Source organism: Ensifer sp. 22460, from assembly GCF_052044935.1.
In the GTDB taxonomy this organism is placed as follows: Bacteria; Pseudomonadota; Alphaproteobacteria; order Rhizobiales; family Rhizobiaceae; genus Ensifer.
Genome location: NZ_JBQENZ010000025.1, coordinates 1 through 23,475 on the forward strand (window position 1 = coordinate 1; position 23,475 = coordinate 23,475).

Annotated in this window: 20 protein-coding genes, 1 tRNA gene and 1 riboswitch; of the genes, 8 read left to right on the forward strand and 13 right to left on the reverse strand. The window is 63.4% G+C overall.

Translation table 11 applies throughout. The features are described from left to right. Positions 1–50 precede the first annotated feature (50 nt). Entirely contained in the window at positions 51–1,040 is a 990-nt protein-coding gene (locus tag ACTJKM_RS26300) for an Hsp33 family molecular chaperone (RefSeq protein WP_058323604.1), read from the forward strand. Between the two features lie 21 nt (positions 1,041–1,061). On the opposite strand, the gene apaG is transcribed toward ACTJKM_RS26300, so the two are convergent. Together apaG and ACTJKM_RS26310 are read right to left on the reverse strand one after the other, a co-directional pair. Continuing rightward, positions 1,062–1,454 carry a Co2+/Mg2+ efflux protein ApaG gene (gene apaG, locus ACTJKM_RS26305; RefSeq protein ID WP_057248107.1) on the reverse strand — a complete coding sequence of 131 codons (393 nt, stop codon included), beginning with the start codon at positions 1,452–1,454 and terminating at the stop codon, positions 1,062–1,064. Positions 1,455–1,692: 238 nt separating this feature from the next. Further along, a complete protein-coding gene (locus ACTJKM_RS26310; RefSeq protein WP_058329049.1) occupies positions 1,693–2,877 on the reverse strand; it encodes an O-succinylhomoserine sulfhydrylase in 1,185 nt (394 codons plus the stop codon). Between the two features lie 45 nt (positions 2,878–2,922). Next, a riboswitch (SAM riboswitch) is annotated at positions 2,923–3,001 on the reverse strand. Between the two features lie 74 nt (positions 3,002–3,075). Here ACTJKM_RS26310 and ACTJKM_RS26315 point away from each other — a divergent pair. The 3 genes from ACTJKM_RS26315 to ACTJKM_RS26325 all read left to right on the forward strand — a co-directional run bounded on the left by ACTJKM_RS26315 (position 3,076) and on the right by ACTJKM_RS26325 (position 5,304). Next, positions 3,076–4,173 (forward strand): 2'-deoxycytidine 5'-triphosphate deaminase, encoded by a 1,098-nt coding sequence (locus tag ACTJKM_RS26315; RefSeq protein WP_057248109.1) that lies wholly within the window; start codon positions 3,076–3,078, stop codon positions 4,171–4,173. An 81-nt stretch (positions 4,174–4,254) separates the two neighbouring features. Beyond that, positions 4,255–4,329: transfer RNA gene (locus ACTJKM_RS26320), tRNA-Gly, on the forward strand. A 141-nt stretch (positions 4,330–4,470) separates the two neighbouring features. Then, entirely contained in the window at positions 4,471–5,304 is an 834-nt protein-coding gene (locus ACTJKM_RS26325) for a transporter substrate-binding domain-containing protein (protein WP_057248110.1), read from the forward strand. Positions 5,305–5,447: 143 nt separating this feature from the next. Here the strand turns inward: ACTJKM_RS26325 and ACTJKM_RS26330 are convergent, their stop codons facing one another. The 3 genes from ACTJKM_RS26330 to ACTJKM_RS26340 all read right to left on the reverse strand — a co-directional run bounded on the left by ACTJKM_RS26330 (position 5,448) and on the right by ACTJKM_RS26340 (position 7,526). Further along, positions 5,448–5,858: a tellurite resistance TerB family protein gene (locus ACTJKM_RS26330; RefSeq protein WP_058323602.1), complete on the reverse strand. Its 411-nt coding sequence runs from the start codon at positions 5,856–5,858 to the stop codon at positions 5,448–5,450. Between the two features lie 149 nt (positions 5,859–6,007). Continuing rightward, positions 6,008–6,862 carry a thermonuclease family protein gene (locus ACTJKM_RS26335; protein WP_058323601.1) on the reverse strand — a complete coding sequence of 285 codons (855 nt, stop codon included), beginning with the start codon at positions 6,860–6,862 and terminating at the stop codon, positions 6,008–6,010. Between the two features lie 13 nt (positions 6,863–6,875). After that, positions 6,876–7,526, reverse strand: a complete 651-nt coding sequence (locus ACTJKM_RS26340; protein WP_057248113.1) for a S24 family peptidase — start codon at positions 7,524–7,526, stop codon at positions 6,876–6,878. A gap of 181 nt (positions 7,527–7,707) precedes the next feature. Between ACTJKM_RS26340 and ACTJKM_RS26345 the strand changes: the two genes are divergently transcribed. After that, on the forward strand, positions 7,708–8,796 hold the full coding sequence (locus ACTJKM_RS26345; RefSeq protein ID WP_082615702.1) for a calcium:proton antiporter: 1,089 nt from the start codon (positions 7,708–7,710) through the stop codon (positions 8,794–8,796). 27 nt (positions 8,797–8,823) lie between these two features. Here ACTJKM_RS26345 and ACTJKM_RS26350 read toward each other — a convergent pair whose 3' ends face one another. Then, the gene (locus ACTJKM_RS26350; RefSeq protein WP_057248115.1) at positions 8,824–9,333 is read right to left on the reverse strand and encodes a winged helix-turn-helix transcriptional regulator; all 510 of its coding nucleotides are present in this window, start codon (positions 9,331–9,333) and stop codon (positions 8,824–8,826) included. Positions 9,334–9,468: 135 nt separating this feature from the next. Between ACTJKM_RS26350 and ACTJKM_RS26355 the strand changes: the two genes are divergently transcribed. Beyond that, positions 9,469–9,942 carry an SRPBCC family protein gene (locus ACTJKM_RS26355; RefSeq protein ID WP_058323600.1) on the forward strand — a complete coding sequence of 158 codons (474 nt, stop codon included), beginning with the start codon at positions 9,469–9,471 and terminating at the stop codon, positions 9,940–9,942. A gap of 60 nt (positions 9,943–10,002) precedes the next feature. Here ACTJKM_RS26355 and ACTJKM_RS26360 read toward each other — a convergent pair whose 3' ends face one another. After that, complete coding sequence (locus tag ACTJKM_RS26360; protein ID WP_440661275.1) at positions 10,003–10,584, reverse strand: LysE family translocator; 582 nt, start codon at positions 10,582–10,584, stop codon at positions 10,003–10,005. 219 nt (positions 10,585–10,803) lie between these two features. On the opposite strand from ACTJKM_RS26360, the gene ACTJKM_RS26365 reads away from it, so the two are divergent. After that, a complete protein-coding gene (locus ACTJKM_RS26365) occupies positions 10,804–11,688 on the forward strand; it encodes a DMT family transporter (protein ID WP_058323598.1) in 885 nt (294 codons plus the stop codon). A 68-nt stretch (positions 11,689–11,756) separates the two neighbouring features. On the opposite strand, the gene ACTJKM_RS26370 is transcribed toward ACTJKM_RS26365, so the two are convergent. The 6 genes from ACTJKM_RS26370 to ACTJKM_RS26395 form a co-directional block, all read right to left on the reverse strand. Next, a complete protein-coding gene (locus ACTJKM_RS26370; protein WP_058329047.1) occupies positions 11,757–12,590 on the reverse strand; it encodes a methyltransferase domain-containing protein in 834 nt (277 codons plus the stop codon). Positions 12,591–12,663: 73 nt separating this feature from the next. Beyond that, positions 12,664–13,092, reverse strand: coding sequence for a GNAT family N-acetyltransferase (locus tag ACTJKM_RS26375; protein WP_058323596.1), 429 nt, complete (start codon positions 13,090–13,092; stop codon positions 12,664–12,666). 168 nt (positions 13,093–13,260) lie between these two features. Beyond that, a complete protein-coding gene (locus ACTJKM_RS26380; protein ID WP_058329046.1) occupies positions 13,261–15,477 on the reverse strand; it encodes an FAD-dependent oxidoreductase in 2,217 nt (738 codons plus the stop codon). 11 nt (positions 15,478–15,488) lie between these two features. Further along, positions 15,489–15,890 carry a YbaY family lipoprotein gene (locus ACTJKM_RS26385; RefSeq protein ID WP_156437035.1) on the reverse strand — a complete coding sequence of 134 codons (402 nt, stop codon included), beginning with the start codon at positions 15,888–15,890 and terminating at the stop codon, positions 15,489–15,491. 11 nt (positions 15,891–15,901) lie between these two features. Further along, the gene (locus ACTJKM_RS26390) at positions 15,902–17,110 is read right to left on the reverse strand and encodes an acetyl-CoA C-acetyltransferase (RefSeq protein WP_058329044.1); all 1,209 of its coding nucleotides are present in this window, start codon (positions 17,108–17,110) and stop codon (positions 15,902–15,904) included. Positions 17,111–17,175: 65 nt separating this feature from the next. After that, positions 17,176–18,972, reverse strand: a complete 1,797-nt coding sequence (locus ACTJKM_RS26395) for an acyl-CoA dehydrogenase C-terminal domain-containing protein (protein WP_058329043.1) — start codon at positions 18,970–18,972, stop codon at positions 17,176–17,178. 485 nt (positions 18,973–19,457) lie between these two features. Here ACTJKM_RS26395 and ACTJKM_RS26400 point away from each other — a divergent pair, with 485 nt between their 5' ends. Continuing rightward, positions 19,458–23,279, forward strand: coding sequence for a peptidoglycan-binding protein (locus tag ACTJKM_RS26400; RefSeq protein ID WP_058329042.1), 3,822 nt, complete (start codon positions 19,458–19,460; stop codon positions 23,277–23,279). The last annotated feature ends 196 nt before the right edge of the window (positions 23,280–23,475 follow it).

A 23,475-nucleotide genomic window follows, 5' to 3' on the forward strand; every position in this document is an offset into this window, starting at 1 on the left:
GGACAGGAATGTCCCCGGCGCAACGCAGTTGCTGAGGCAAGGAGCAAGACATGACTGACATGACGCCAGGGCTTGGTGAATTCGACTTCGCCGGTGACGATCACGTCGTGCCTTTCCAGGTGGAAGGCCTCGACGTGCGCGGCCGCGCCGTGCAGCTCGGCCCGATGCTCGACGCAATTCTGGAGCGCCACAACTATCCGCTTCCGGTCGCGCGGCTCGTTGCCGAAACCGTCGTGCTGACGGTTCTGCTCGGCACTTCGCTGAAGTTCGAAGGCAAGCTGATCGTCCAGACGAAAGGCGATGGTCCGGTCGATCTCGTCGTCGCAGACTTCTCGACGCCGGATCGCGTGCGCGCCTATGCCCGCTACGATGCAGATGCGCTTGCCGACGCCGAGAAGGATGGCCGCACCCTTTCGCATGAACTGCTTGGCAAGGGCGTACTCGCCTTCACCATCGACCAGGGCGCTCATACTCAGCGCTATCAGGGCATCGTTGCGCTGGACGGCGCCACGCTGGAAGAAATCGCTGGCGTCTATTTCCGCCAGTCAGAGCAGATCCCGACCAAGGTCAGGCTCGGCGTTGCCGAGCTGCTCGACCGCGATGAAAGCGGCAAGCCGCGCCATCGCTGGCGTGCCGGCGGCATGGTCGCGCAGTTCCTGCCGGAAGCGCCGGAGCGCATGCGCCAGCCTGATCTTTCCGGCGGCGATGGCGATGACGGGGAAGGCGTCTTCGAGGATGACGATCTCTGGGCGGAAGCCAAGGTGATGGTCGAGACGATCGACACCGACGAGCTGACCGACCCGATGGTCGGAACCGAACGCTTGCTCTACCGGCTGTTTCACGAGCGCGGCGTTCGCGTCTATGAGCCGCAGGCGGTCTTTGACCGTTGCAGCTGCTCGCGCGAGAAGCTGCGTTCGGTGCTCGCCAATCTGGACGCTGATGATATCGAAAGCACCATCGAGGAGGGGGCCGTGAAGGTCACCTGCGAATTCTGCTCGACGACCTATCGTTTCGAGGCAAGCGAAGTGCGTCCGCAGTAGCCGGCGCCACTCCGGATCAAGCTAGTTCAGGGTACGCACGAGCCCGGGTGAATCGAGTGAGAAGGCGGGGATGGCCACGTTGAAGGTCTCTCCGCCTTCCGCTTCCATACTGTAATGGCCGAACATTACGCCCGACGGCGTATCCAGCGGGCAGCCGGACGAATACTCATAGGTGTCGCCGGGGTTGAGCAGCGGCTGTTCGCCGATCACGCCGGGACCGCTGACCTCATCGACCTGCCCATTCTCATCTGTGATATGCCAGTAGCGGGTCATCAACCGCACGGCTGCGTCCGAATGGTTTGAGATGACAATGCGATAGCCCCAGACATAGCGGCCGTCATCGGGGTCCGACTGCTCTTCGAGATAGTACGGCTCCACCGTAACTTCTATGTCGCGGGTCAAAGCGCGATACATGGGCAACACCTTGCTTCGGTCTTTCAGGGTATTCTACAGCAAGATGGTTTCGTCAAGAATAACGGCAAGATTGTGCATACCCATTCTGGGGCAAGGGCTTGCGGGTATCCGGATCGGCTGTTCGAACCCGCTCGATCCCGCTGGTGAAGCCATATTGGATGGCGGGGCGCCCGCTGCATGAGCGCCACGAGGGGTCGACGGCCGCCGCCTGTCGTGGCGGCCGTATCTTTTCGTTGCCTCAGGCTTTGACGGCCCTAAGCGCGCGGGCGAAATCCTCGACGACATCCTCGCTGTCTTCGATGCCGGCCGAGAAACGCACCGTGCCGGCGGAAATGCCCAGCTCTTCGCGGGCCTCGTCGGTCAGGTTCTTGTGCGTCGTCGTTGCCGGATGGGTGATCAGGCTCTTGCTGTCGCCGAGGTTGTTAGAGATGCGGACGATCTCCAGTGCGTTCTGCAGCGCGAAGGCCGCATCCTTGCCGCCCTTCAGTTCAAACGCGACGAGGGTGGAGCCGCCGGTCATCTGCTTGGCGATGATGTCGGCCTGCGGGTGATCCTTGCGGCCGGGGTAGATGACCTTCGCCACCTGCGGCTGCTCAGCCAGGAAGTCGGCGACGCGGCGTGCGGTTTCCGTCTGCTGGCGCACGCGCAGCGGCAGGGTTTCGATACCCTTCAGCAGCGTCCAGGCATTGAACGGCGACATGGCCGGGCCGGTATGACGGAAGTAGTCGTGCAGGTTCTCGTTGATCCATTCCTTGTCAGCAAGCACGACGCCGCCGAGGCAGCGGCCCTGGCCATCGATATGCTTGGTGGCGGAATAGACGACGATATGGGCGCCGAGTTCCAGCGGCTTCTGGAAGAGTGGCGTCGCAAAGACGTTGTCGACGACGACCTTGGCGCCGATCTGGTTGGCGAGCTTGGCCACACCGGCAATGTCGATGACTTCGAGGGTCGGGTTGGTCGGGCTTTCCAGGAAGAAGACCTTGGTGTTCTTCTGGATCGCCTTTTCCCAGTTGGCGAGATCGCGTCCATCGACCAAGGTGCATTCGATGCCGTATTTCGGCGCCAGCGTTTCGACCACCCAGCGGCAGGAACCGAACAGCGCACGGGCGGCAACGATATGATCGCCGGCCTTCAGCTGGCAGAGGATTGCTGCAGAAACGGCAGCCATGCCCGAAGCCGTGGCCCGCGCGTCTTCGGCGCCTTCCAGCATGCACATGCGCTTTTCGAACATGTCGTTGGTCGGGCTGCCGTAGCGGGCATAGATGAAGCCTTCGGTCTCGCCCTTGAAACGCGCTTCTGCCGCCTCGGATGTCTCGTAAACGAAGCCCTGGGTGAGGAAGATCGCCTCGGACGTCTCGCCATGCTGGGAGCGGGTGGTTCCGCCGTGGACGAGTTGGGTTGCCGGGCGCCAGTTTTTGCTCATGTGACGATCACCTTCAAAAACAAAAAAACCGGCCGCAAAAACGAGCCGGTTTGACACCCGGCCTTTTTAGCTACTTGTTTAACGTGGCTGCAAGCCGACCGGCCAAATCACCACGGGATAAAGCTTCAATACTGCTAGGGTGCGCTTGCGTCAATTCCCGGAGTTTGGTTTTGTCTCGCAACTGGAAAGAGGACTGCAATGGCCCGCGATACTGGGATTTTGGCCGACCGCGCGATTGCCGCGCTGCTCGAAACGGGGCGCCTGAAGAGCGAGAGGCCGCTGGATGACGATCAGATCCAGCCGGCAAGCCTCGACCTGCGCCTTGGCGCCAAGGCTTTCCGCGTCCGCGCGAGCTTCATGCCCGGCCCGTCCCACCTCGTCGCCGACAAGCTCGACCGGCTGAAGCTGCATGTCGTCGATCTCACCGACGGTGCCGTGCTTGAAACCGGCTGCGTGTACATCGTGCCGTTGATGGAGAGCCTGGCGCTGCCTGCGGGCATGTCGGCCTCGGCCAATCCGAAAAGCTCGACCGGCCGCCTCGACATCTTCACCCGCGTGATCACCGACCGCGCCCAGGAGTTCGACAAGATTCCTGCCGGCTATAGCGGTCCGCTCTATCTCGAAATCAGCCCGCGCACCTTCCCGATCGTCGTGCGCCGTGGTTCGCGCCTGTCGCAGATCCGCTTCCGCATGGGCCAGTCGCTGCTCTCCGAACAGGAGCTGCTGGCGCTGCATGAAAGCGACGTGCTGGTGGCGAGCGAACGCCCGAATGTCAGCGGCGGCGGCATTGCGCTGTCGATCGACCTCAAGGGCACCGGTCCGGAGGGTCTGATCGGCTACCGTGGCAAACACCACACCGCGGTCATCGACGTCGACAAGAAGGCGCAGCACAAGATCTTCGATTTCTGGGAGCCGCTCTACAGCCGCGGACGCGACGAGCTGATCCTCGATCCGGACGAGTTCTACATCCTCGTCTCGCGCGAAGCGGTGCATGTGCCGCCGCTTTACGCGGCCGAGATGACGCCGTTCGATCCGCTGGTGGGCGAGTTTCGCGTGCACTATGCCGGCTTCTTCGATCCCGGCTTCGGCCATGCCTCTGCCGGTGGCAGCGGTAGCCGCGCCGTTCTGGAAGTGCGCAGCCACGAGGTGCCGTTCATCCTCGAACATGGCCAGATCGTCGGCCGCCTGATCTATGAACACATGTTGGAGCGTCCTGACGGTCTCTACGGCCTCGGCGTCGGCTCCAACTACCAGGCCCAGGGCCTGAAGCTTTCGAAACATTTCCGCGCCGAGTAGGGATTTTGCACGGGACCCTCGTGCGATACCGCGCAAGGGTCCTTGACAGATCGTCCCGGTTCGGGAAATTTCGCAGGCATCGCGGGTGTAGTTCAGTGGTAGAACGCCAGCTTCCCAAGCTTGATGTCGTCGGTTCGATCCCGATCACCCGCTCCAATCCTTCCTGAAGCCTCTTTTGCCTCGTTCGAGCGAGACCTATGGCCAGTTGCCTTGCGGACGGTTACTTTACCGCTCGATGAATCATCCCGCGGTTCCAAGCGCCGCCCCTGAGACAAGAACCGTGCCGGCCCGCTGCCCATGAGATTTCTTTCCCTGTTCGCTCTCTGCGCGTCCCTGATCGCAACGCCGCTTGCGGCCCAGCCCAGGGACCTGCCCATTCTGTTCGATGCGCGCGAACGCATCGCCAAGCCCGATCTCACGGGCCTTGCGCGCTTGCGCTTCCTGACGACGGTCGACTTTCCGCCGTTCAACTTCATCGATCAGTCCGGCAAGCTCTCCGGTTTTCACGTCGATCTCGTGCGCGAGATCTGCCGCGAGCTCGACATCGAAGCCAAATGCCAGATCCAGGCAGTGACCTATGCGGAACTGCTGCCGGCGCTGGAGCAGGGGCAGGGCGAAGCGGTTGCCGCCGGTATCGCCGTCGGCCCGGAACTGCGCCAGCGCTTCGGCTTCTCGCGCGCCTTCATGCGGCTTCCGGCCCGCTTGGCCATCAACACCAAGGCGGCCGGCGCCGTGACGGGTCCGAAGGACCTCAGGAAAAAAACGGTCGGTGTCGTGGCGGGCACCACCCATGAGGCCATGTTCAAGGCGTTCTTCCCGAGTATCGGGGCCAAGGTCTTCCCAGATCGCGATGCCATGCTCACGGCACTGCAGAAGGGTGAGGTGCCGGCGGTCTTTTCCGACGGTTTGCAGCTTTCCTTCTGGATCTCAGGCACGACTGCCGGGGGCTGCTGCGCACTCGTCGATGGTGCCTATTTCTCGCAACGCTTTCTCGGTGAAGGCCTGACGATCATGAACCGCAAATCCGAACCGGCGCTGACCCAGGCGATCGACCACGCGCTGCTGGCGCTTTCGCGCAGCGGCCGGCTCGAGGAAATCTACCTGCGCTACTTCCCCAACGGCATCTATTGAGCGCCCACTGCATGTTTCCTTTAATCGTACCCGATCAAAGGTCAAAAACATGCAGCAATTCAAAGTGCTACAGCGACCTTTGCGCGTCTGATAAGACGCGCAGCGCTGTAGACAGCTTGGCGTGAACGCCAGGAAATGATGAGCTACCGGCGGAAGCGAGCAAGCGCCCCTCGTTCGATGGCGGCGCAGGTGAGCTTGTCGAGACCGAGGCGGTCGCGCAGCAATTGCAACAGCCGGATCTCTTCGTTGCGAATGCGCTGGTCCGCGGCGGCGATCTCGACGGCAAGTGCATAGGCCGTCTCATGGAACTTTTCCGGAAGCGCCTCGCGCACGATTTCCAGCGCGATGTCCAACCCCTCGGGAGCCGCGAGCTGGGCGGAGCATTCGTGGCCGATATGGACGAGCTGGTCCTCGTCGAATCCCTCGAAGACCGGCAGGAACTGCACCAGCCGGCCGATGCGGGTGAATTCGTCGTCGCTCATCTCGCGGTCGACCGCCGACATCATCACCATGACATAGATGAGCGCTTCGTGGTGGCTGAGGCTTGGCAGCATGGGTCTTTCCGGCGGTAGCGCAATTCCGGGAACGGCGTGAAGCGGTGTCCATCCGGATTGCAGAGTTTCAAAGAGTTGGATCATCTCACTGTTTCAACGATGTAATGAGATGATCTGGACGGTTGAGAGCTGGGAATTGCCGCGGCTGTTTACAAGTCTGGCTGCGGCTCGTCCATCCCGGTGCCGAGGGTTGGGTCGTCGAACGTCATCGGCGTGTGACTGAGGTCGCGCGGATCTTCGCCATAGAAGCCGAGCTTCGCCTGGCGCGCAGCGTCGGCCCGCGTCTTGAGCGGCGAGCCGGGTACCGGCGTCGCCCAGCCGTTGTCGACGAGCCAGGTTGCGAGATCCTGCCCGCCGAGCGAGCAGGAAGCGGTGGCCGATGCGCCGGCGCTCCCCTCGGGCATGTCGCAGCTGACCGCGCGTGCGCGCAGCAAGTTTCTGAAGGCCGTCCGTGCGACGATGCCGCAGGGCCAACTCTTCCCCCCGGTTTCGCAGGTTCTCTCTGCCTGCTCGGGCTCGATGCCATCGATCTGCAGCGTGAGCTTGTCGAACTGGATCACACCGGCGGCGATCGCCACGGGGCGATAGAGGATGGTCGGCCCGGCGGTCGCCTTCGCTTGCTTCTCCGGCTCTGACAGCGGGGCACGCGGCTCCGCGCGTTCGAGCGGCGCGCCGGTGACGGTGTCGGGCAGACCGAATTGTTGCGGCTCGATGGCGCGTGCGGCGTTTTCCGTCGTCGACGTCTGCGGTTGATCGCCGGTCGTAACCGCACCGGGCTGCGCGGTGCCGTCGGTCGGTGTTCCCAAGTCGAGCGGTACGTTATCATCCGTTTCGGCGTCATCCGGCGCCGGCTCGATTTCCGTCATGTCGGGCGTTTCGAGGACGAAGTCCGGCGTGGCGGCACTCTCGCGGTCGCGAATGGCGGCTGCACCCGCGTAGAGGATGCCGGTGAAAAGCGCGATCGCGGCGATGCCGCCGGCAAGGGAGTATAAATGCTGCCGCATCAGGAAGAACGTCCTATTGGCTGGCCCAGATGATCCGGGCGATCCATTCGATCTGGCTGATCTCGAAGCCCCGGTTCGGGTGCTCCGGGTTGAGGGAAAGGAGTTCGATCGTGCGCGGCGTCTGGCGTGTCAGGACCTTCGCCATGACCTCGCCTTCGCGTGTCTTGACCACGACGCGGTCGCCGCGCCGAACCTGCGCCCCCGGATCGACGATCAGGGTGTCGCCGTCGCGGTACAGTGGCAGCATGCTATCGCCCTGCACCTCAAGCGCGTAGATGCCCGTCCGGCGTTCCGCCACTGTTGGAAAGTCGATCACGTCCCAGCCCTGGCCGGCCGGAAAACCGCCGTCGTCGAAGAAGCCGCCGGCACCCGCCTGGGCGAAGCCGATCAGCGGGATCGCGGCACTTGCAGTCGCCGGGGTGGCCTGAGTGTCATTCGGGCTCAACAGGCTGGTGAACTGGTCCATCGTGGCGCCGGTCGCCTCGAGCACCTTGGCGATCGATTCCGTCGAAGGCCAGCGTTCCCGCCCGTCGGCAGAGTGGCGCTTGGACTTGTTGAAGGAGGTGGGGTCGAGCCCGGCGCGGCGGGCGAGACCGGAAGGCGAGAGCTGATTGCGCTCGGCCAATGCATCGATGGCGTGCCAGATCGTGCCGTGAGACAACATGCGAAAGGTCCGGGCCGAACAGGCGGCCACTTGCTGGGTTTGTTCGACACCACACTATCGAAACGCGAAGTACCGGTAAAGAATCCGAAGGAAAATAGTCCTTTCTCCGTCATTTGCTTTGGGGGCGGCGGCCCCTATAGTTCGCGTGACGGGCAGGACAGGCTTTCATCGGAGGGAACGTTTGTTGGCGCGCATGAGATCGGAGCGTCTGCTGTTCGTGGCCCTCGCTGCGGCGATTGCCGGGATCGCGCTGGAGCATGAGCTTCTCGAAATGGGGCGCCTGGCAACGCTTCTCGGTGCCGCCGGTCTCGTGGTGGCGATCGTGCTCGCCTCGCTGCGCGTGTCGCACCATGCCGAGGTGCTGGCGTCCAAGGTCGGCGATCCCTATGGCACGATGATCCTGACGCTCTCGGCGGTCTTGGTCGAGGTCGTCGTGCTGGCGATCATGATGACCAGCGAGACCTCGCCGACGCTCGTGCGCGACACGATCTATGCGGCCGTCATGCTCGATATCAACGGCATCCTGGGCCTCGCCGCCCTGCTTGGTGGCCTGAAACATGGAGAGCAGCCCTATAACGACGATTCCGCCCGCACCTACAGCGTCATGATTCTGACGGCGATGGGCATCTCGATGGTCGTTCCGGAGTTCGTGCCGGCGGCGAGATGGCATCTCTATTCGGCCTTCACCATCGGCGCGATGATCACCCTCTATGCCCTGTTCCTGCGCATGCAGGTGGGGGTGCACAGCTACTTCTTCAGCTACAGCTATCCGAAGGCGAAGGGCGAGGGGAGCGCGATACAGGGTGGGCCGGATCAGCCGGTGCTGCCGTCGATCGTGATACTGATCCTTGGCATCGTGTTGATCGGCGTGCTGGCGGAAGTGATGTCGTCGCTGCTGACCTCGGGCCTGAAGGGGAGCGGCGCCCCGCCGGCGGTGACCGCCATCGTCGTTGCCGTGATCTCTGCCTCGCCGGAAGTCATGACCGCGATGCGGGCGGCACTCGCCAACCGCATGCAGGCGGTCGTCAACATCGCGCTCGGGGCATCGCTTTCGACGGTGATCCTGACGGTGCCGGTCATGGAGGCGATCGCGCTCTATACCGGCCAGCCCTTCCTGATGGCCATGTCGCCGGTGCAGACGGTGATGGTGGCGGTCACTTTGATCGTGGCCGCGATCAACCTCAACGACGGCCAGACCAACGCCATTGAGGGCATGACTCATTTCGTGCTGTTCGCGACCTTCGTCATGCTGTCTGTGATCGGGCTCTGAGCGGATGAAGTGCCTGTTCGTATAGCCTCAGGCCGTCGCCTTTTCGCGTGCCTTTCTTGCCACCACCTCTTCATAGGCTGCCTGCAGTGTAGCGCGCACCCGCGGCGGACCATCGAGCAGCGCGCCGAGATGATCGTGTCGCAACTCGTCCATGAAGCGGTCCCAGAGTTCCGGACCGCCGTTTTCCATCTGCTCGGCGCGAATACTGAGCTCTTCGCTGACCGGCAGATAGCGCCGCCCCCAGGCGCCGAGCTGGGCCATGATCGGCACCAGCGCGATCGTCATCTCCGTGAGACTGTAGATCGCCTTCTGCTTGTGCGTGGGGTCGTCCGCCTTGGTCAGCATGCCCTGCTCGACCAGCATCTTCAGCCGATCCGCCAGGATGTTGGACGAGATGCCCTCCTGGGAACGCAGCAATTCCCGGAAGTGCCGTTTACCGCCGAAGATCATGTCGCGAATGATCAGCAGGCTCCATTTGTCGCCGAACACTTCGAGCGAAAGATTGATCGGGCAACCCGAGCGAATGTCGTCCTTCATTGGCACCTCTTCAAAACCGCTTGCATTATCGCATCAGTGAAGCTATCGTGCAACTGCTTTCAAAATTAGAGCAGTTTTTATATGAAACCAGTTAGGCAAAGGCCAGCGGTTTTCGAACATCAGAGGAGAGAGAACATGACCGACAGATCCGTGGAACATGCGAGCTTCACCATCGAGCGCAGCTTCAAGGCGACGCCGGGACAGGTGTTCAGGGCTTTCTCCGAGCCGGCCGCGAAGGAACGTTGGTTCGTCAGTGCTGACGGGCCGGTGGCCGAATTCAGCCATGACTTCCGCGTCGGCGGTCGCGAGAGCGGTCGCTTCAGCCAGGACGGCGAAACGATCTATCATGACGACACCGTCTATCTCGACATCGTCGAGAACCGCCGGATCATCTTTGCTTACACGATGGCTGAGAACGACAAGAGGATCTCGGCGTCCGTCGCGACCGTCGACATTCAGCCGGAAGGCAACGGTACGCGCCTCGTCTTCACCGAACAGGTTGCCTTCCTCGACGGGCTCGACAAGCTCGAATACCGGCGCGACGGTTGGCAACAATTGATCGGTGTGGCACTGGCAGAGGAACTCGGCGAAGCGGCTGTTGCTGCGTGACGCAGCAATCGGTCTCGTGAGCGCATTGAACCCCCGAGACCTTTCTGTCTCCGGGGGGTCTCAGTGCATGGCCGCGATCGCGCTGCCGGCGATGCCCACCGAAAAAAGGGTGAGACAAACGGCAGCAATCCGTCGCGGCAGATGCGAGACCGACAAGCCCGTCGACATCTGCACCAGCATGGCGCCGGCGCCGATCCAGGTCGATCCGGCGGCGACGACCAGCAGCGAGAAGCCGGCGATCCAGGGCCAGACGGCGGCCAGTCCAGTCTGTGGCAAGAGCACCAGGGCGACGATCAGCGCCTTCGGATTGAGCAGCGTCGTAACGAAGACCTGGCGGATGGAGATGACGACACCTTCGCTGCGCTCGGCATCGGTGGTCCAGAGCGCATAGGCGAGGTAGAGAACCCAGCAGGCGGCGACGAGCCTGAGCGCAAGGCCGAGCTGCGGATGGGCGGCAAGGAATGGCGCCAATAGTGCTACGGCCGGGATGATGACGGCGAGATAACCGCCGAGCTCGCCGGTGAGCAACGGCAGCGAACGGCGGAAACCGGCAGAGGCGCCGGACAGCCAGAGCAGCGTGTTTGTCGGCCCCGGCGTTGCGAGCAGGATCAGGGCGGCGAGGGCGAAGGTGAGCGGCTGCATGTCGTTGAACCTGGTTTTGTGGCCGTTATCGCCGTCTTCTACCAGCCGCGCAAGCGTCCGCTCTTGATCTCCATCAAGCGTGGCGCCCGATAGTACCGGAATCTACCCGCAAGAAATCGCCACACGTGTCCGTGGGAATGCCTCTTCCGCGTGTGTCGCGGCCGCGCTATCAGACGGGACGCTGCCGCTTCTCTCCCGCCGGCGCGATCGAGGCCTCCCATGAACAAGACCGTACTGTCAGGCATCGTCATGACGACGTTTTCCTATTTCCTGTTCTCGTTGCAGGATGCGTCGGTCAAATGGCTCGTCGTCGGCTATTCGGTCTGGCAGATCCTGTTTACCCGCAGCATCACCATTCTCGTGCTTTGCCTCGTCATCGGCCGCGGCAAGCTGGTGCGCAGCGCCATCTCATCTCCGGTGATCAAGCCGCTCTTCGTGCGCAACCTGCTGCTGCTCGCGGCCTGGCTTTCCTATTTCAACGCGGCGCGCGATCTTGGCCTCGCGGAGATGACGACGCTCTACTATGCAGCGCCGATCATCGTGACGCTGCTTGCCGTGCCGATCCTGAAGGAAGACGTGCCGCCGATCCGCTGGTTCGCCGTTTTCATCGGCTTCGTCGGCGTGCTCATCGCCTGTGACCCGCTCGGCACCGGCATGAAGCTGTCGCTGCCGGTGTTCCTGGCGCTCACCGCCGCCGTCTTCTGGGCGATCGGCACCGTCATGCTGCGCAAGACCGCGCTGCAGGAAACGACCTTGGTGCAGATGACCATCTCAAACGTCTTCTTCATCGCGATGACCGGGCTTGCGGTCGGCTTCTTCTGGACGCCGCCGGCGCTCTTCGACGTCGCACTGATGGCAGGCACCGGCGTGATTGCCGGCATCGCCCAGTACGCGCTGTTCGAGGGCATGCGTCGGGCGCCGATCTCGGTGATCGCGCCGTTCGAATACACCTCGCTCGTTTGGGCCTTCGGTCTCGGTTTCCTGATCTGGGGCGATGTGCCGGCGGCGAACGTCTTTGCCGGCGCCGGCCTGATCTTTGCGGCCGGTCTGCTGATCATCGTCGGCGAACGCCTGGCGCACCGTCGCGCCGGTGCTGCCGCCTAGAGCGCCGTGCGTTCGGAGCACAAAGGACGCTCTAGCTGAATTGATTGCAGAGCGATCAAGAGGCCGCTTCAGGCCTTCATGACAAGTGTTTCGGGCACCCGGCCAGTCAGCCGGAAGAACAGGTGCGAGGTGACGAGGACGGACGGGTCGGCGAGGTGCCGATCCAGCGCCATGAGGTCGTCGTCGAGATCGTCGCGGTCGATGAAGCCTTCACCGATCAGGCCGTCACGCACATTGTTGATGAAGTCTCTGAGGATCGGCCGGCGGTCGTGACCGGGCGGGTAGACATGCGCAACGGCATCGACCGAAATCGCCTCGACACCCGCTTGCCGGAACAGCCGGTGCACGCGGCGGCCGATATGGAGGTCGATGCCTCTGGCCGCCGAATAGGCGATATAGGCGGCAAGCAGGCGGTCCCAGGCGGGAAGCGGCGGATCGCAGATATGCGCCAGAAAATCGGCCTCGAAGCTCGCGATCCAGCCGCCGGGTTTTACCAGCGACACCATTTCGAGCACGATGAGCTCCGGCCGTGGCACGTTGACGAGCACCAGTCGCATATGGGCACCGTCGAAGGAACGGCGGGGCAGGCCCGTCGCATAGGCGTCGCCTTCGCGCACTTCCACCTGAGGCAGGGCGTGGCTGGCGACGAAACGGCGCGCAAGTTCGACGAAGTGCGGGTCGCGCTCGATACCGAGCACGGAGCCCGTCGGCCCGACGCGTTTGCCAAGCAGGTGCAGCACGCCGCCGGGGCCACAGCCGAGATCGATGACGCGCTCGCCTGGCCGGATGCCGACCCTTTCGAGCTGCTGGTCGGAATCTGGGGCAAGATTGGCAATCTGTCGCTTCAGGCGTTCTTCCTCGGGCCCGGCGCGCCCAAGCAGATAGAGATCAGGCTCGCTCATGGCGTGTCCCCCTCTGATCCCGGCGAGCATGCGCCCGCGCAGGGAGGCCGTCAATCGGGAGGTGCAAGTAGCCTTAACGCACCTGCGACGTCATCATGCGCCGTTCTGGGGTCTCCTCGTAGATGCTGAGACCTTCGCGCTGGTAGAAGGCGACGGCGGGGTTGGTGGCCAGGACGCTGAGGCGCAAGGGCAGGCCAACCGCCCTTGCTTCGCCGAGCACCTGCCTGAGCGCGATCGCGCCATTGCCGCGTTTCTGATGGCCGGGCGCCACATAGAGCTTGTTGACCCAGACATGGTCGTTGCGCACGGTGACCGAGACGCAGCCGACATCCTCGCCGTTCGCAACGATGATGCGATGTTCGTCAAGGATAAGCGCATCCGCCGGACGCGGCCGCCAGTTGCCCCAGAGCGCCATGGCATAGTCGCGCATGCAGGCCTCTTCCAGCCAGTGCAGATAGGGTTCGTCGCCGGCGATCGCGGGGCGGAGCAGGACTTTGTTCATGGCTTCATCACTTGCGCGGCTTCAACCCGAATAGGTCTAACATCGCAACCATAACAACTTGATGGTCACGCGAATGCGGGCGCTGCGTTAGGCCATGAGCCTTGGACGAGCCGTCGCCCAAACGAAAACAGGCCCCGAGGGGCCTGCTTCCAATTCGATGCGCGGAACTTACGCCGCCTGTTTCTTCTCGCCGTAGGGGTCGAAGCGGCCGTAGAAGGTCTCGCCGCGCTCGGCCATTTCCTTCAAGAGCGCCGTCGGCTTGAAGTGGCTGCCATAGTCCTTGGCAAGCTTGTCGCACATCTTGACGAAGGCCTTTACGCCCATGCCGTCGATGTAGGAGAGCGTGCCGCCGGTATAGGGCGCAAAGCCGAAGCCGAGGATCGAGCCGACGTCTGCTTCGCGCGGGTCGGTGACGATGCCCTCTTCCATGGTGCGGGCGGCCTCGAGCGCGATCGTCGCCAGGAAGCGCTGCTTCAGCACTTCGACGTCGATCTTGTCGGCGTTCTTCTGCGGGTAGAGCGTCTTCAGCTCCGGCCAAAGATACTTCTTGGCGGGCTTCACCGGATACTCGTAGAAGCCCTTTCCGTTCTTGCGGCCGCGACGGTCGAGGTCGTCGACCATCTTGTTGATCAGCGCCATGTGCTTGGGATCGACGGCCTTTTCGCCGAGGTCGGCGACGGTGGCCTTGAGGATCTTCTGGCTGAGGTCGATCGCCACTTCGTCGTTGAGCGACAGCGGTCCAACCGGCATACCGGCCATCTTGGCGGCATTCTCGATCATCGCCGGCGGCACGCCTTCGATCAGCATGTCATAGGCTTCGTGGATGTAGCGGAAGACGCAGCGGTTGACATAGAAGCCACGCGTGTCGTTGACGACGATCGGCGTCTTCTTGATCGCGGCGACATAGTCGAGCGCGACGGCGAGCGCCTTGTCGCCGCTTTCCTTGCCGAGGATCACTTCGGTCAGCATCATCTTTTCGACCGGCGAGAAGAAGTGGATGCCGATGAACTGGCCGGGGCGCTTGGAGTTCTTGGCAAGGCCGGTGATCGGTAGTGTCGAGGTGTTGGAGGCAAAGATCGTGTCTTCGCCGATCACCGCTTCGACCTTCTCGATGACGTCCTTCTTGACCTGGCGGTCTTCAAAGACGGCTTCGACCACAAGGCCGACTTCCTTCAGGTCGTTGTAGTCGGCCGAAGGCGTGATGCGGGAAAGCAGCGCTTCGCCTTCTTCCTTGGTCAGGCGGCCCTTGCCGACCGAATCCTTGACCAGGCCTTCCGAGTGGGCCTTGCCCTTTTCGGCCGCTTCCATGTCGCGGTCGATCAGCGTGACGGCAATGCCGGCGGCAGCCGTCACATAGGCGATCGAGGCGCCCATGAAGCCGGCGCCGACGACGCCGACATGTTTGAATTCCGATTTCGGCACACCGGCCGGGCGGCGGGCGCCCTTGCCGAGTTCCTGCATCGAGACGAACAGCGAACGGATCATCGAGAAGGCTTCGGTCGTCTGAAGGATCTCGGTGAAGTAGCGCTGCTCGATCTTGAGCGCCGTGTCGAACGGCACCTGCAGGCCTTCATAGACGCATTTCAGGATGGCAACGGCGCCCGGATAGTTGCCGTAGGTCTCGCGGCGCAGGATGCCGGAAGCGGCCGGCCAGAGCTGGGCCGAGGCCGGCGTCCAGATGCCGCCGCCCGGAACCTTGTAACCCTTTTCGTCCCAGGGCTGGACCGGCTTCAGGCCGTTCTTGATCATCGCCTTGGCGGCGTCGATGAGCTTGTCGGCTTCGACGACTTCATGCACGAGGCCGAGCGCCTTGGCGCGCGCCGACGTCAGCGACGAGCCCGTCGTCATCATCTGCAGCGCGTCCTGCGCATTGGTGAGCCGCGGCACGCGCTGGGTGCCGCCGGCGCCCGGGAAAATGCCGACCTTGACTTCAGGCAGGGCGATCTTCACCGACTTGGAATTGGAAGCAACGCGGCCGTGGCAGGCGAGCGAAAGCTCGAAAGCGCCGCCCATGCAGGTGCCGTTGATCGCCGAGACCCAGGGCTTGCCCGAGGTTTCGAGCTTGCGGAAGAGCCCGGTCATGCGCCCGACCAGGTCGAAGAGCTTCTGGGCGGCGTTATCCGGATCCTTCTTCTTCTCTTCCTGCTGGAAGGTGAACATCGACTTGATCATCGACAGATCAGCGCCGCCGGAGAAGGTCGACTTGCCGGACGTGAAGACAACGCCCTTGACCGCTGCGTCGGCAGTCGTTGCGTCGACGATGGCATTCAGTTCCTCCATCACCTCCTGGGTGAAGACGTTCATCGACTTCTCAGGCATGTCCCAGGTGACGAGTGCGATGCCGTCGGCGTCGGTCTCGATCTTGAAATTGGTGTAATTCGTCATGGTTCTCCCCCTCAGTAGAGAATGGGTTCGATGCGCAGCGAGATATTCGATCTGCCGCTGTAACGTTGTTTGCTGGTATTGGTGGCGATCAGCCGGCTGTCGCGCTCGACGCGGATGGTGAAGCCCGCATCGACGGCCTTGTCCAATTCGGGCTTGGGCACCTGCAGCACGAAGGGCACGCGGGTCGCCTTGCCATCGCTGACGACGGAGGTTTCCGCGATCAGCTTGGCAGCGGCGTCAGCCACGCCCTGCTCTTCGAGCCTGATCGTGACCGTGCCGGCCGGAACCGGGCCGCTGGCGACATTGGTGATCGCACCGGTGAGCGTGAAGCTGTCGCCGCCTTCCTCGTCGGAGACGCAGCCGGCGGCTGCAAGCAGCCCCAGGCCCATCAGTCCGAGAAAAGAGCGGCGCATCACGTCCATCGTCAGACCCTTTCGATGATCGTGGCCGTGCCCATGCCGGCGCCGATGCAGAGCGTCACGAGCGCGGTGTTGAGATCGCGACGCTCCAGCTCGTCGAGCACGGTGCCGAGGATCATCGCGCCGGTGGCGCCGAGCGGATGGCCCATGGCGATCGCGCCGCCGTTGACGTTGATCTTGTCGTGCGGGATGTCGAAGGCCTGCATGTAGCGCAGCACGACGGCGGCGAAGGCTTCGTTGAGTTCGAAGAGGTCGATATCCGACAGCTTCATGTCGGCGCGCTTCAGAAGCTTTTCGGTGACGTCGACCGGGCCCGTCAGCATCAGCGCCGGATCGGAGCCGATATTGGCGAAGGCGCGGATGCGGGCGCGGGGCTTCAGGCCCATGCTCTCGCCGCCGGCCTTGGAGCCGAGCAGCACGGCTGCGGCGCCATCGACAATGCCCGACGAGTTGCCGGCGTGGTGCACGTAGTTGATCTTCTCGATCTCCGGATGCGCCTGGATGCCGACGGCTTCGAAGCCGCCCATTTCGCCCGGCATCTGGAACGACGGGTTGAGCGAGGCGAGCGCCTGCATGTCGGTGCCCGGACGCATGTGCTCGTCACGGTCGAGGATCGTCAGACCGTTCCCGTCCTTGACCGGCACGACGGACTTCTTGAAATAGCCCTTCTCCCAGGAATGCGCCGCGCGCTTCTGGCTTTCCACCGCATAGGCGTCGACGTCGTCGCGGCTGAAACCGTATTTCGTGGCGATCAGGTCGGCAGAAACACCCTGCGGCATGAAGAAGGCCGGCAGGTTGACCGAGGGGTCCATGAACCAGGAGCCGCCGGACATGCCGAGACCGACGCGCGACATGCTCTCGACGCCGCCGGCAATCACGATGTCGTCTGCACCCTGGGCGATCTTGGCCGCGCCGAAGTTGATGGCGTCGAGACCGGAGGCGCAGAAGCGCGAGATCTGCATGCCCGGCGCGCGGGTGGAATAGCCCGCTTCGAAGGCGGCTGCCTTCGGGATCACCGAACCGGCATCCATCACCGGATCGACGCAGCCCATGATGATGTCGTCCACGGTCGAAGTATCAAGGTCGTTGCGGTCACGCACCGCCTCCAGCATCTTGGCGGCGAGGCGAACGGATGGCACTTCGTGCAGCGATCCGTCCTTCTTGCCACGGCCGCGCGGCGTGCGCACGTGGTCGTAAACGAAGACTTTCGTCATGTCTCATCTCCCTTTCGGCAGCACCATCAGGTGCTGCCCGTCAAAACAGTTTGAAATCGAACGGCTCAGAAGGCGGCCGCGTCGAGCGCCATCAGCGTGTCGGCGCCGGTCTCGATGCGGGCCTTGCGCAGGGCCGTTTCCGGCAGAATCCTTTCCATGAAGAAGGTCGCGGTGATCAGCTTGTTCTTCAGATAGTCTGCGCGCGCCGTTTCGCCAGAGGCAAGTTTTTCCTCAGCAGTCTTCGCAATTTTTGCCCACATGTAACCAAGCACGACGAGGCCGAAGAGGTGCATGTAGTCGGTCGAGCCGGCGCCGGCATTGTCGGGCTTGGCCATAGCGTTCTGCATGAACCACATGGTGGCGGCCTGCAGGTCGTTGAGGCCCTTCTTCAACGCTTTGGTGTAGCTCGCCAGCTTCTCGTTGTTGCGGTTTTCCTCACAGAAATCGCCGATTTCCTTGAACAGTGCCATGACGGCGCGACCGCCATTGAGGCCCAGCTTGCGCCCGACGAGGTCGAGCGCCTGGATGCCGTTGGCGCCTTCGTAGATCATCGCGATACGGGCATCACGGACATACTGGCTCATACCGTGTTCTTCGATATAGCCGTGGCCGCCGAACATCTGCTGTGCCATGACCGCGTGGTCGAAGCCCTTGTCGGTGAGCACGCCCTTCAGGATCGGCGTCATCAGGCCGAGAATGTCGTCGGCCGTCTGGCGGTCGGCGTCATTGTCGGAGCGGTGGGCGATATCGGATTTCAGCGCGGTCCAGAGCGTAAAGGCGCGGCCGGCCTCGTTGAAGGCGCGGATCGTCATCAGCGTGCGGCGCACATCCGGATGCACGATGATCGGGTCGGCCTTCTTGTCCGGCGCCTTCGGCCCGGAAAGCGAGCGGCCCTGGATGCGGTCACGGGCATAGTTGGCGGCGTTCTGGTAGGCGATTTCGGCGATCGACAGGCCCTGCAGGCCGACGCCGAGGCGGGCCTCGTTCATCATGACGAACATGGCGTTGAGGCCCTTGTTCTCCGTACCGATGAGGTAACCTTCGGCCTCGTCATAGTTCATGACGCAGGTCGAGTTGCCGTGGATGCCCATCTTGTGTTCGATCGCGCCGCAGGAAACGCCGTTGCGGTCGCCAGGCTCGCCGTCGGCATTGAGCTTGAACTTCGGAACGATGAACAGCGAAATGCCCTTCACACCATCAGGCGCGCCCTCAAGGCGGGCGAGCACCAGATGGATGATGTTATCCGACATGTCGTGTTCGCCGGCCGAGATGAAGATCTTCTGGCCGGAGATCTTGTAGGCGCCGTTGCCGGTGGGCACTGCCTTGGTGCGCAGCAGGCCGAGATCGGTGCCGCAATGGGGCTCGGTGAGATTCATCGTGCCGGTCCAGGTGCCGGCAACCATCTTCGGCAGATAGGCCTGCTTCTGCTCGTCGGTTCCATGCACCAGGATCGCGGCGATCGCGCCCTGGGTGAGGCCGGGATACATGGTCAGTGCCATGTTGGCGGACGACATGTACTCGCCGACGGCGGTGTGCAGCGTGTAGGGCAGGCCCTGGCCGCCGAATTCCTCCGGAACGGCGAGGCCGAGCCAGCCGCCTTCGCGGTAGAGGTCGAAGGCTTCCTTGAAGCCCTTGGGTACGCTGACCGAGCCGTCGTCGCGGCGCTTGCAGCCTTCCTGGTCGCCGGAGAGATTGACCGGGAACAGGGCTTCCTCGGCAAGCTTGGCCGCTTCGCCGACGATCGCTTCGATCATGTCCGGCGTAGCATCAGCAAAACCGGGCAGGTTGTTGTAGCGCTCGATGCCGAGCACGTCGTTCAGGATGAAGAGGGTATCGTCGACCGGGGCTTTGTAGATGGGCATGCTTTCCTCGCCTTTTGGTGCTTCGGGCGCCGTACCTCGTCGTCGACGCCCGGTTGCAGGATGCCGGATGCGCCGCCATCCTCTTTGATTCTAGAGCATCTTTCCCTTCCAGTGATTCCACAGGAAAGCGGCATGCTCCAGGGCGGTCTCGCATCGTTGGCCGGATGCTACAAAATTTTGACGTTTGCGTAAACGTCAAAAATTGCGGGCTGCGAAGTTTCGTCGCGGCACCAGGGGAGCCGAAAGGGGCGCCGGCAACCCGCGCTCACGGTACGATCCTGCCAAATCGTTAAAAATCCTGGGCAGATTAACGGCTTATTTACCACGTTTCGTGAAAGGTGCGTGTTGAGATGGTCAAAGCTGCAACCGGTCCTGGCGTCGTGTCGTTGTAGCTTTGCCCACGTCGGAAGCGCCACAGGGGTGAGGAAAGCTGTTTTCTTCCGTGACGACTTTCGGGATGGCCGACGACAGGGGCGAAGAACACCATGAATGGATCGCGATCAAATCCTCAGCGCGCAGGCAGCCAGTCCTATAGCGAGCGGCCGTCGCTCGACGCTTTGAACCGCACCATCGAAGGACTTGAGGCGCGGATCGAAGGCCTGATGAGCGGCGCTGCCCGCGACGTGGCGCCAAGGCCTCCCGAGCGTCTTCCGGCCCGCGAACCAGCCAGGGAACCCGCAACGCCCCGTGACGCCGTCGCCGAAATCATGCAGCGCCAGCGCAGCCTCAGCGCTTCGCGCGAGCGCCCGCCGCTTCGCGACCGAATGTCGGCGCGCGAACCGGAACGCTATGTTCCCGAACGTCCGGCCTCTGACCGTCTTACCGAAGAGCCCCGCCTGCAACCGTTGCACAGCCAGCCGCAGCGCCCGTCTTTGGCCGTTAACGATATCGCCGAGGCGCTCGTCGGTCTGCGCCAGGACCTGAAGCGCGACATCACCGATGGCCTCACGCGCGAGATGAATTCGCTCAGGTCCGAGATTCGCGGCATCAAGGCTCAGGCGCAGGATCACAGCTTCGCCGAAGACGTGCGCGGCGACATGCAGCGTCTTGCCGACAGCATCCAGCAGCTCGGCCGCCAGGCCTCGCCCGCCCAGGCCGACGCGCTGCGTGGCGACTTCGACGAACTGCGTGCGATGATCGACGGCCTTGCGCGTGAAGACAGCATGCGCCGCATGGAAAACCGCTGGACCGGCGTCGAGGATCGGCTGATCGCGTTTGATCAGAACCGCGACGACGAGCTGGTGGCGCTGGCCTACCGCCTGGACGAGATCAAGTCGCAGATCGGCTCGCTGAAGGGCAGCTCGGCCGTCGACGCGCTTGAGGACAAACTGATCGCCGTCGCCCAGGCCATCGAAATGCTGGGCCGCCAGATCCAACCCGATGACCGCCGTCTCGTTTCGCAGTTTGCGGATCTCGACGGTCGGCTCGATGAAATCAGCCGCGCGATCGCTGCCAACAGTCGCACGGCGACGGGTCTCGACGGTAGCTTCGTCAACCGGCTGGAAAGCCGGCTTGGCGACCTGTCCCGTCAGATCGACAGCCTGTCGCGCCCGAACGATTCCGGCCTCGGCGCCCGCCTGGAAGCCTTGACCGCCCGGGTCGAAGATCTCGCCGGCGAAAAGGCGGCCGCCCGTCTCGAAGAGCGTCTCGACCAGCTTTCGCTGGTGATGGAGCGCAGCAACAGGACCGCGCAGTCGGATCTCAACGATTATCTGTCGGATATTTCGCGCAAGATCGAGGCCCTGGACCAGGGCAGCGTCAACGACACACTGGCCGAGCGGCTCGACTATCTGGCACGCCGGATCGACGAACTCGACGCCCATGGCGTTCAACCGGCCTCCGATCCGCGCTTCGACCGGCTGGAAGATCGCCTTGTCGGCATCGCGCAGCGTCTGGAAGAGACCCACGCTGCGCCGTTCGATGATCGTGTCGCCCTGCAGAACCTCGAAGCGCAGATCGCCAATCTGTCGACGCTGGTCAGCCAGCCGCGCGCGGACGTCGCTGCGAGCGCGGTGCCCGTCGATTTCGAAAACCGCATGAGCGCGCTCGAGGACTACCTCTCGACCAGCGACGAATACATCGTCGAGGCCGCTCGCCAGGCGGCCGAAGCGGTGATGGAAGCCTATGCCAAGAACGGCTCTCCGCGGGGTTCCGGTGGAGATCTGGCCGCAATCTCGGCGCTTGCCGAAGACCTTCGCACGCTCGAGGACCTCAGCCGCTCCAGCGAGGAGCGCACGGCGCGCACCTTCGAGGCGCTGCACGAGACCCTCGTGCATATCGCCGACAAGCTGGAGCGCATCGAAAATCGCGAGCCGGCAATGCCGGCACGGGCTGAGACGCCGGTGCTGCGCGAACCCGCGCAGATGCCGAGGGCAGCGCAGCCGGAACTCGATCCCTTCGGCGGCAACGACCTCGATGACCGCTACGAGGACCTGCAGCGCAACGTCCGTGCGCTGCAGGCCGAAGATCAGGCTGTGGTCGCCCAGACGGACGAGCCGGCAACGGCGTTTGCCGATGACCGGCAGGTCTCGACCGTTGAAGTCGAAGATGCGCGTGAACCCGCCGCTGCAGCCCGCACCGGCCTGCTTGCCGGCCTGACCCGGCGCTTCTCCGGCAAGCGGTCCGAGCCGGTGCACGAGCAGGAGCAGTCCCGACAGCTCGTCGAGCCGACCCCGTCGATCGATCCCTCCGAAATGCTTGCGCCCGAGGAAGCCAACCAGCTGCTGGAGCCGGGTTCCGGCGTTCCCGATGTCAAGAAGATCCTGGAACGCGTGCGCGCCGGGCAGATGAACAAGGCAGGCATTCAGCCTGCCGATGGCGACAAGTCGGACTTCATCGCTGCCGCCCGCCGTGCTGCCCAGCTCGCCGTTGAAGAGGCCGACACCTTGAACAAGGTCGGTCAAAGCGGAAAGACCTCCGGCATCGGCGGCGCTTTTGCCCGTCACCGCCGGCCCATCCTCATGGCCGTCGGCGCGGTCCTGCTGGCGATCATGTCCTATCCGCTGGTCAGCAATATGCTGAAGAAGCAAGAGACCGCACCGGTGGAGCCGGCCGCGATCATCGAGCAGCAGGCGGTGCCGGAATCGCGCGAAAACAAGATCGTCGAAGGCCTTCTGCCGCAGACCGCGGCCGTAGCCCCGGCTGAAACGCCGGTCACGGCATCCGAAATCGCAGTCGCAGCACCGGTCGATTCCGTTGAAGCCCCGGCGAAGGTATCCGAAGCTTCGATCTCGGTACCGGCGACGGCCGTGCCGACGACCACCATTGCGACACCGGCCGAAGAGAAGGCACCGATGCTCGCGCCGGTCGCAGAAACGAAAACCGCTTCGGCGGCCTCCGAGTTCCAGGCGACGCCCGCTGGCAACGCACCCGCCAGTGGTGCGGCCCTTATCAGTTCTCCGGCCGAGGGCGCGGCAACGACCGCGCTGGCGCCGGTGGCCGCACCGAGCGAGATCGTGCTGCCGGAAGGCTTCGGCCCGGCAGCCCTGGTGACGGCCGCCAAGGGCGGCGACCCGCTTGCCTTCTACGAAATCGGCGCCCGCTTTAGCGAAGGCCGCAGCGTTCCTGAAAACATGGCGGAAGCCGCCAAGTGGTATCAGCGCGCCGCCGACGCCGGCGTCGTTCCGGCGCAGTATCGCCTCGCGAGCATGTATGAAAAAGGCATGGGCCTAACGCGTGACGCCTCCAAGGCGAAGGCGCTCTATCTCGCCGCCGCCGGCCAGGGCAATGCCAGCGCCATGCACAACCTCGCGGTCATGCTGGCGAGTGGCCGCGATGCTTCGCCTGACTTTGCCGAGGCAACGAAGTGGTTCGCGAAGGCTGCCGAACTCGGCATTCGCGATAGCCAGTTCAACCTCGCCGTCCTCTATGCGCGTGGCAACGGCGTGCCGCAGGACCTGACCGAATCCTACAAATGGTTCTCCGCCGCCGCCCGCGAAGGCGACATGGATGCCGCCGCCAAGCGTGACGAAGTTGCCAAGGCGATGAAGCCTGAGCAGCTCGAAAGCGCCAAGGCGAAGGCCGATGCCTGGAAGGTGCAGCCGGTCGACGCCAAGGCGAACACGGTCGACGTTCCGGATGCCTGGGTCGGCCCGGCCAACAAGACCGCCAGCGTCGACATGACCAAGGCGGTCCGCAATATCCAGGCGATCCTGAACAACAACGGCTTCGACGCCGGCAAGCCCGACGGCCAGATGGGCAAGAAGACCGTGGCTGCCATCAAGGCCTTCCAGAAGTCGGTCGGCCAGGAGCCGACGGGCGAAATCACCGAGCAGTTGGTCAAGGAATTGCTGAAGCGCAATTCCTGACCCTTGGGCTTGCGCCGTAATAAAGCCGCAGAGCCGGGCGACACGGGTTGCGGGTGGCGAAGCCGTCTGCCATGTGGCTGAAAAGGTTGAAATGTCGGGCCTGCTGCATAATTCCTTAATCGGAATCAGGCTAGGGAAGAACTGATGCAGCAATCAAGGTCCGGTTGTGACCTTGGCATGTCCTGGCGGAAGCGCA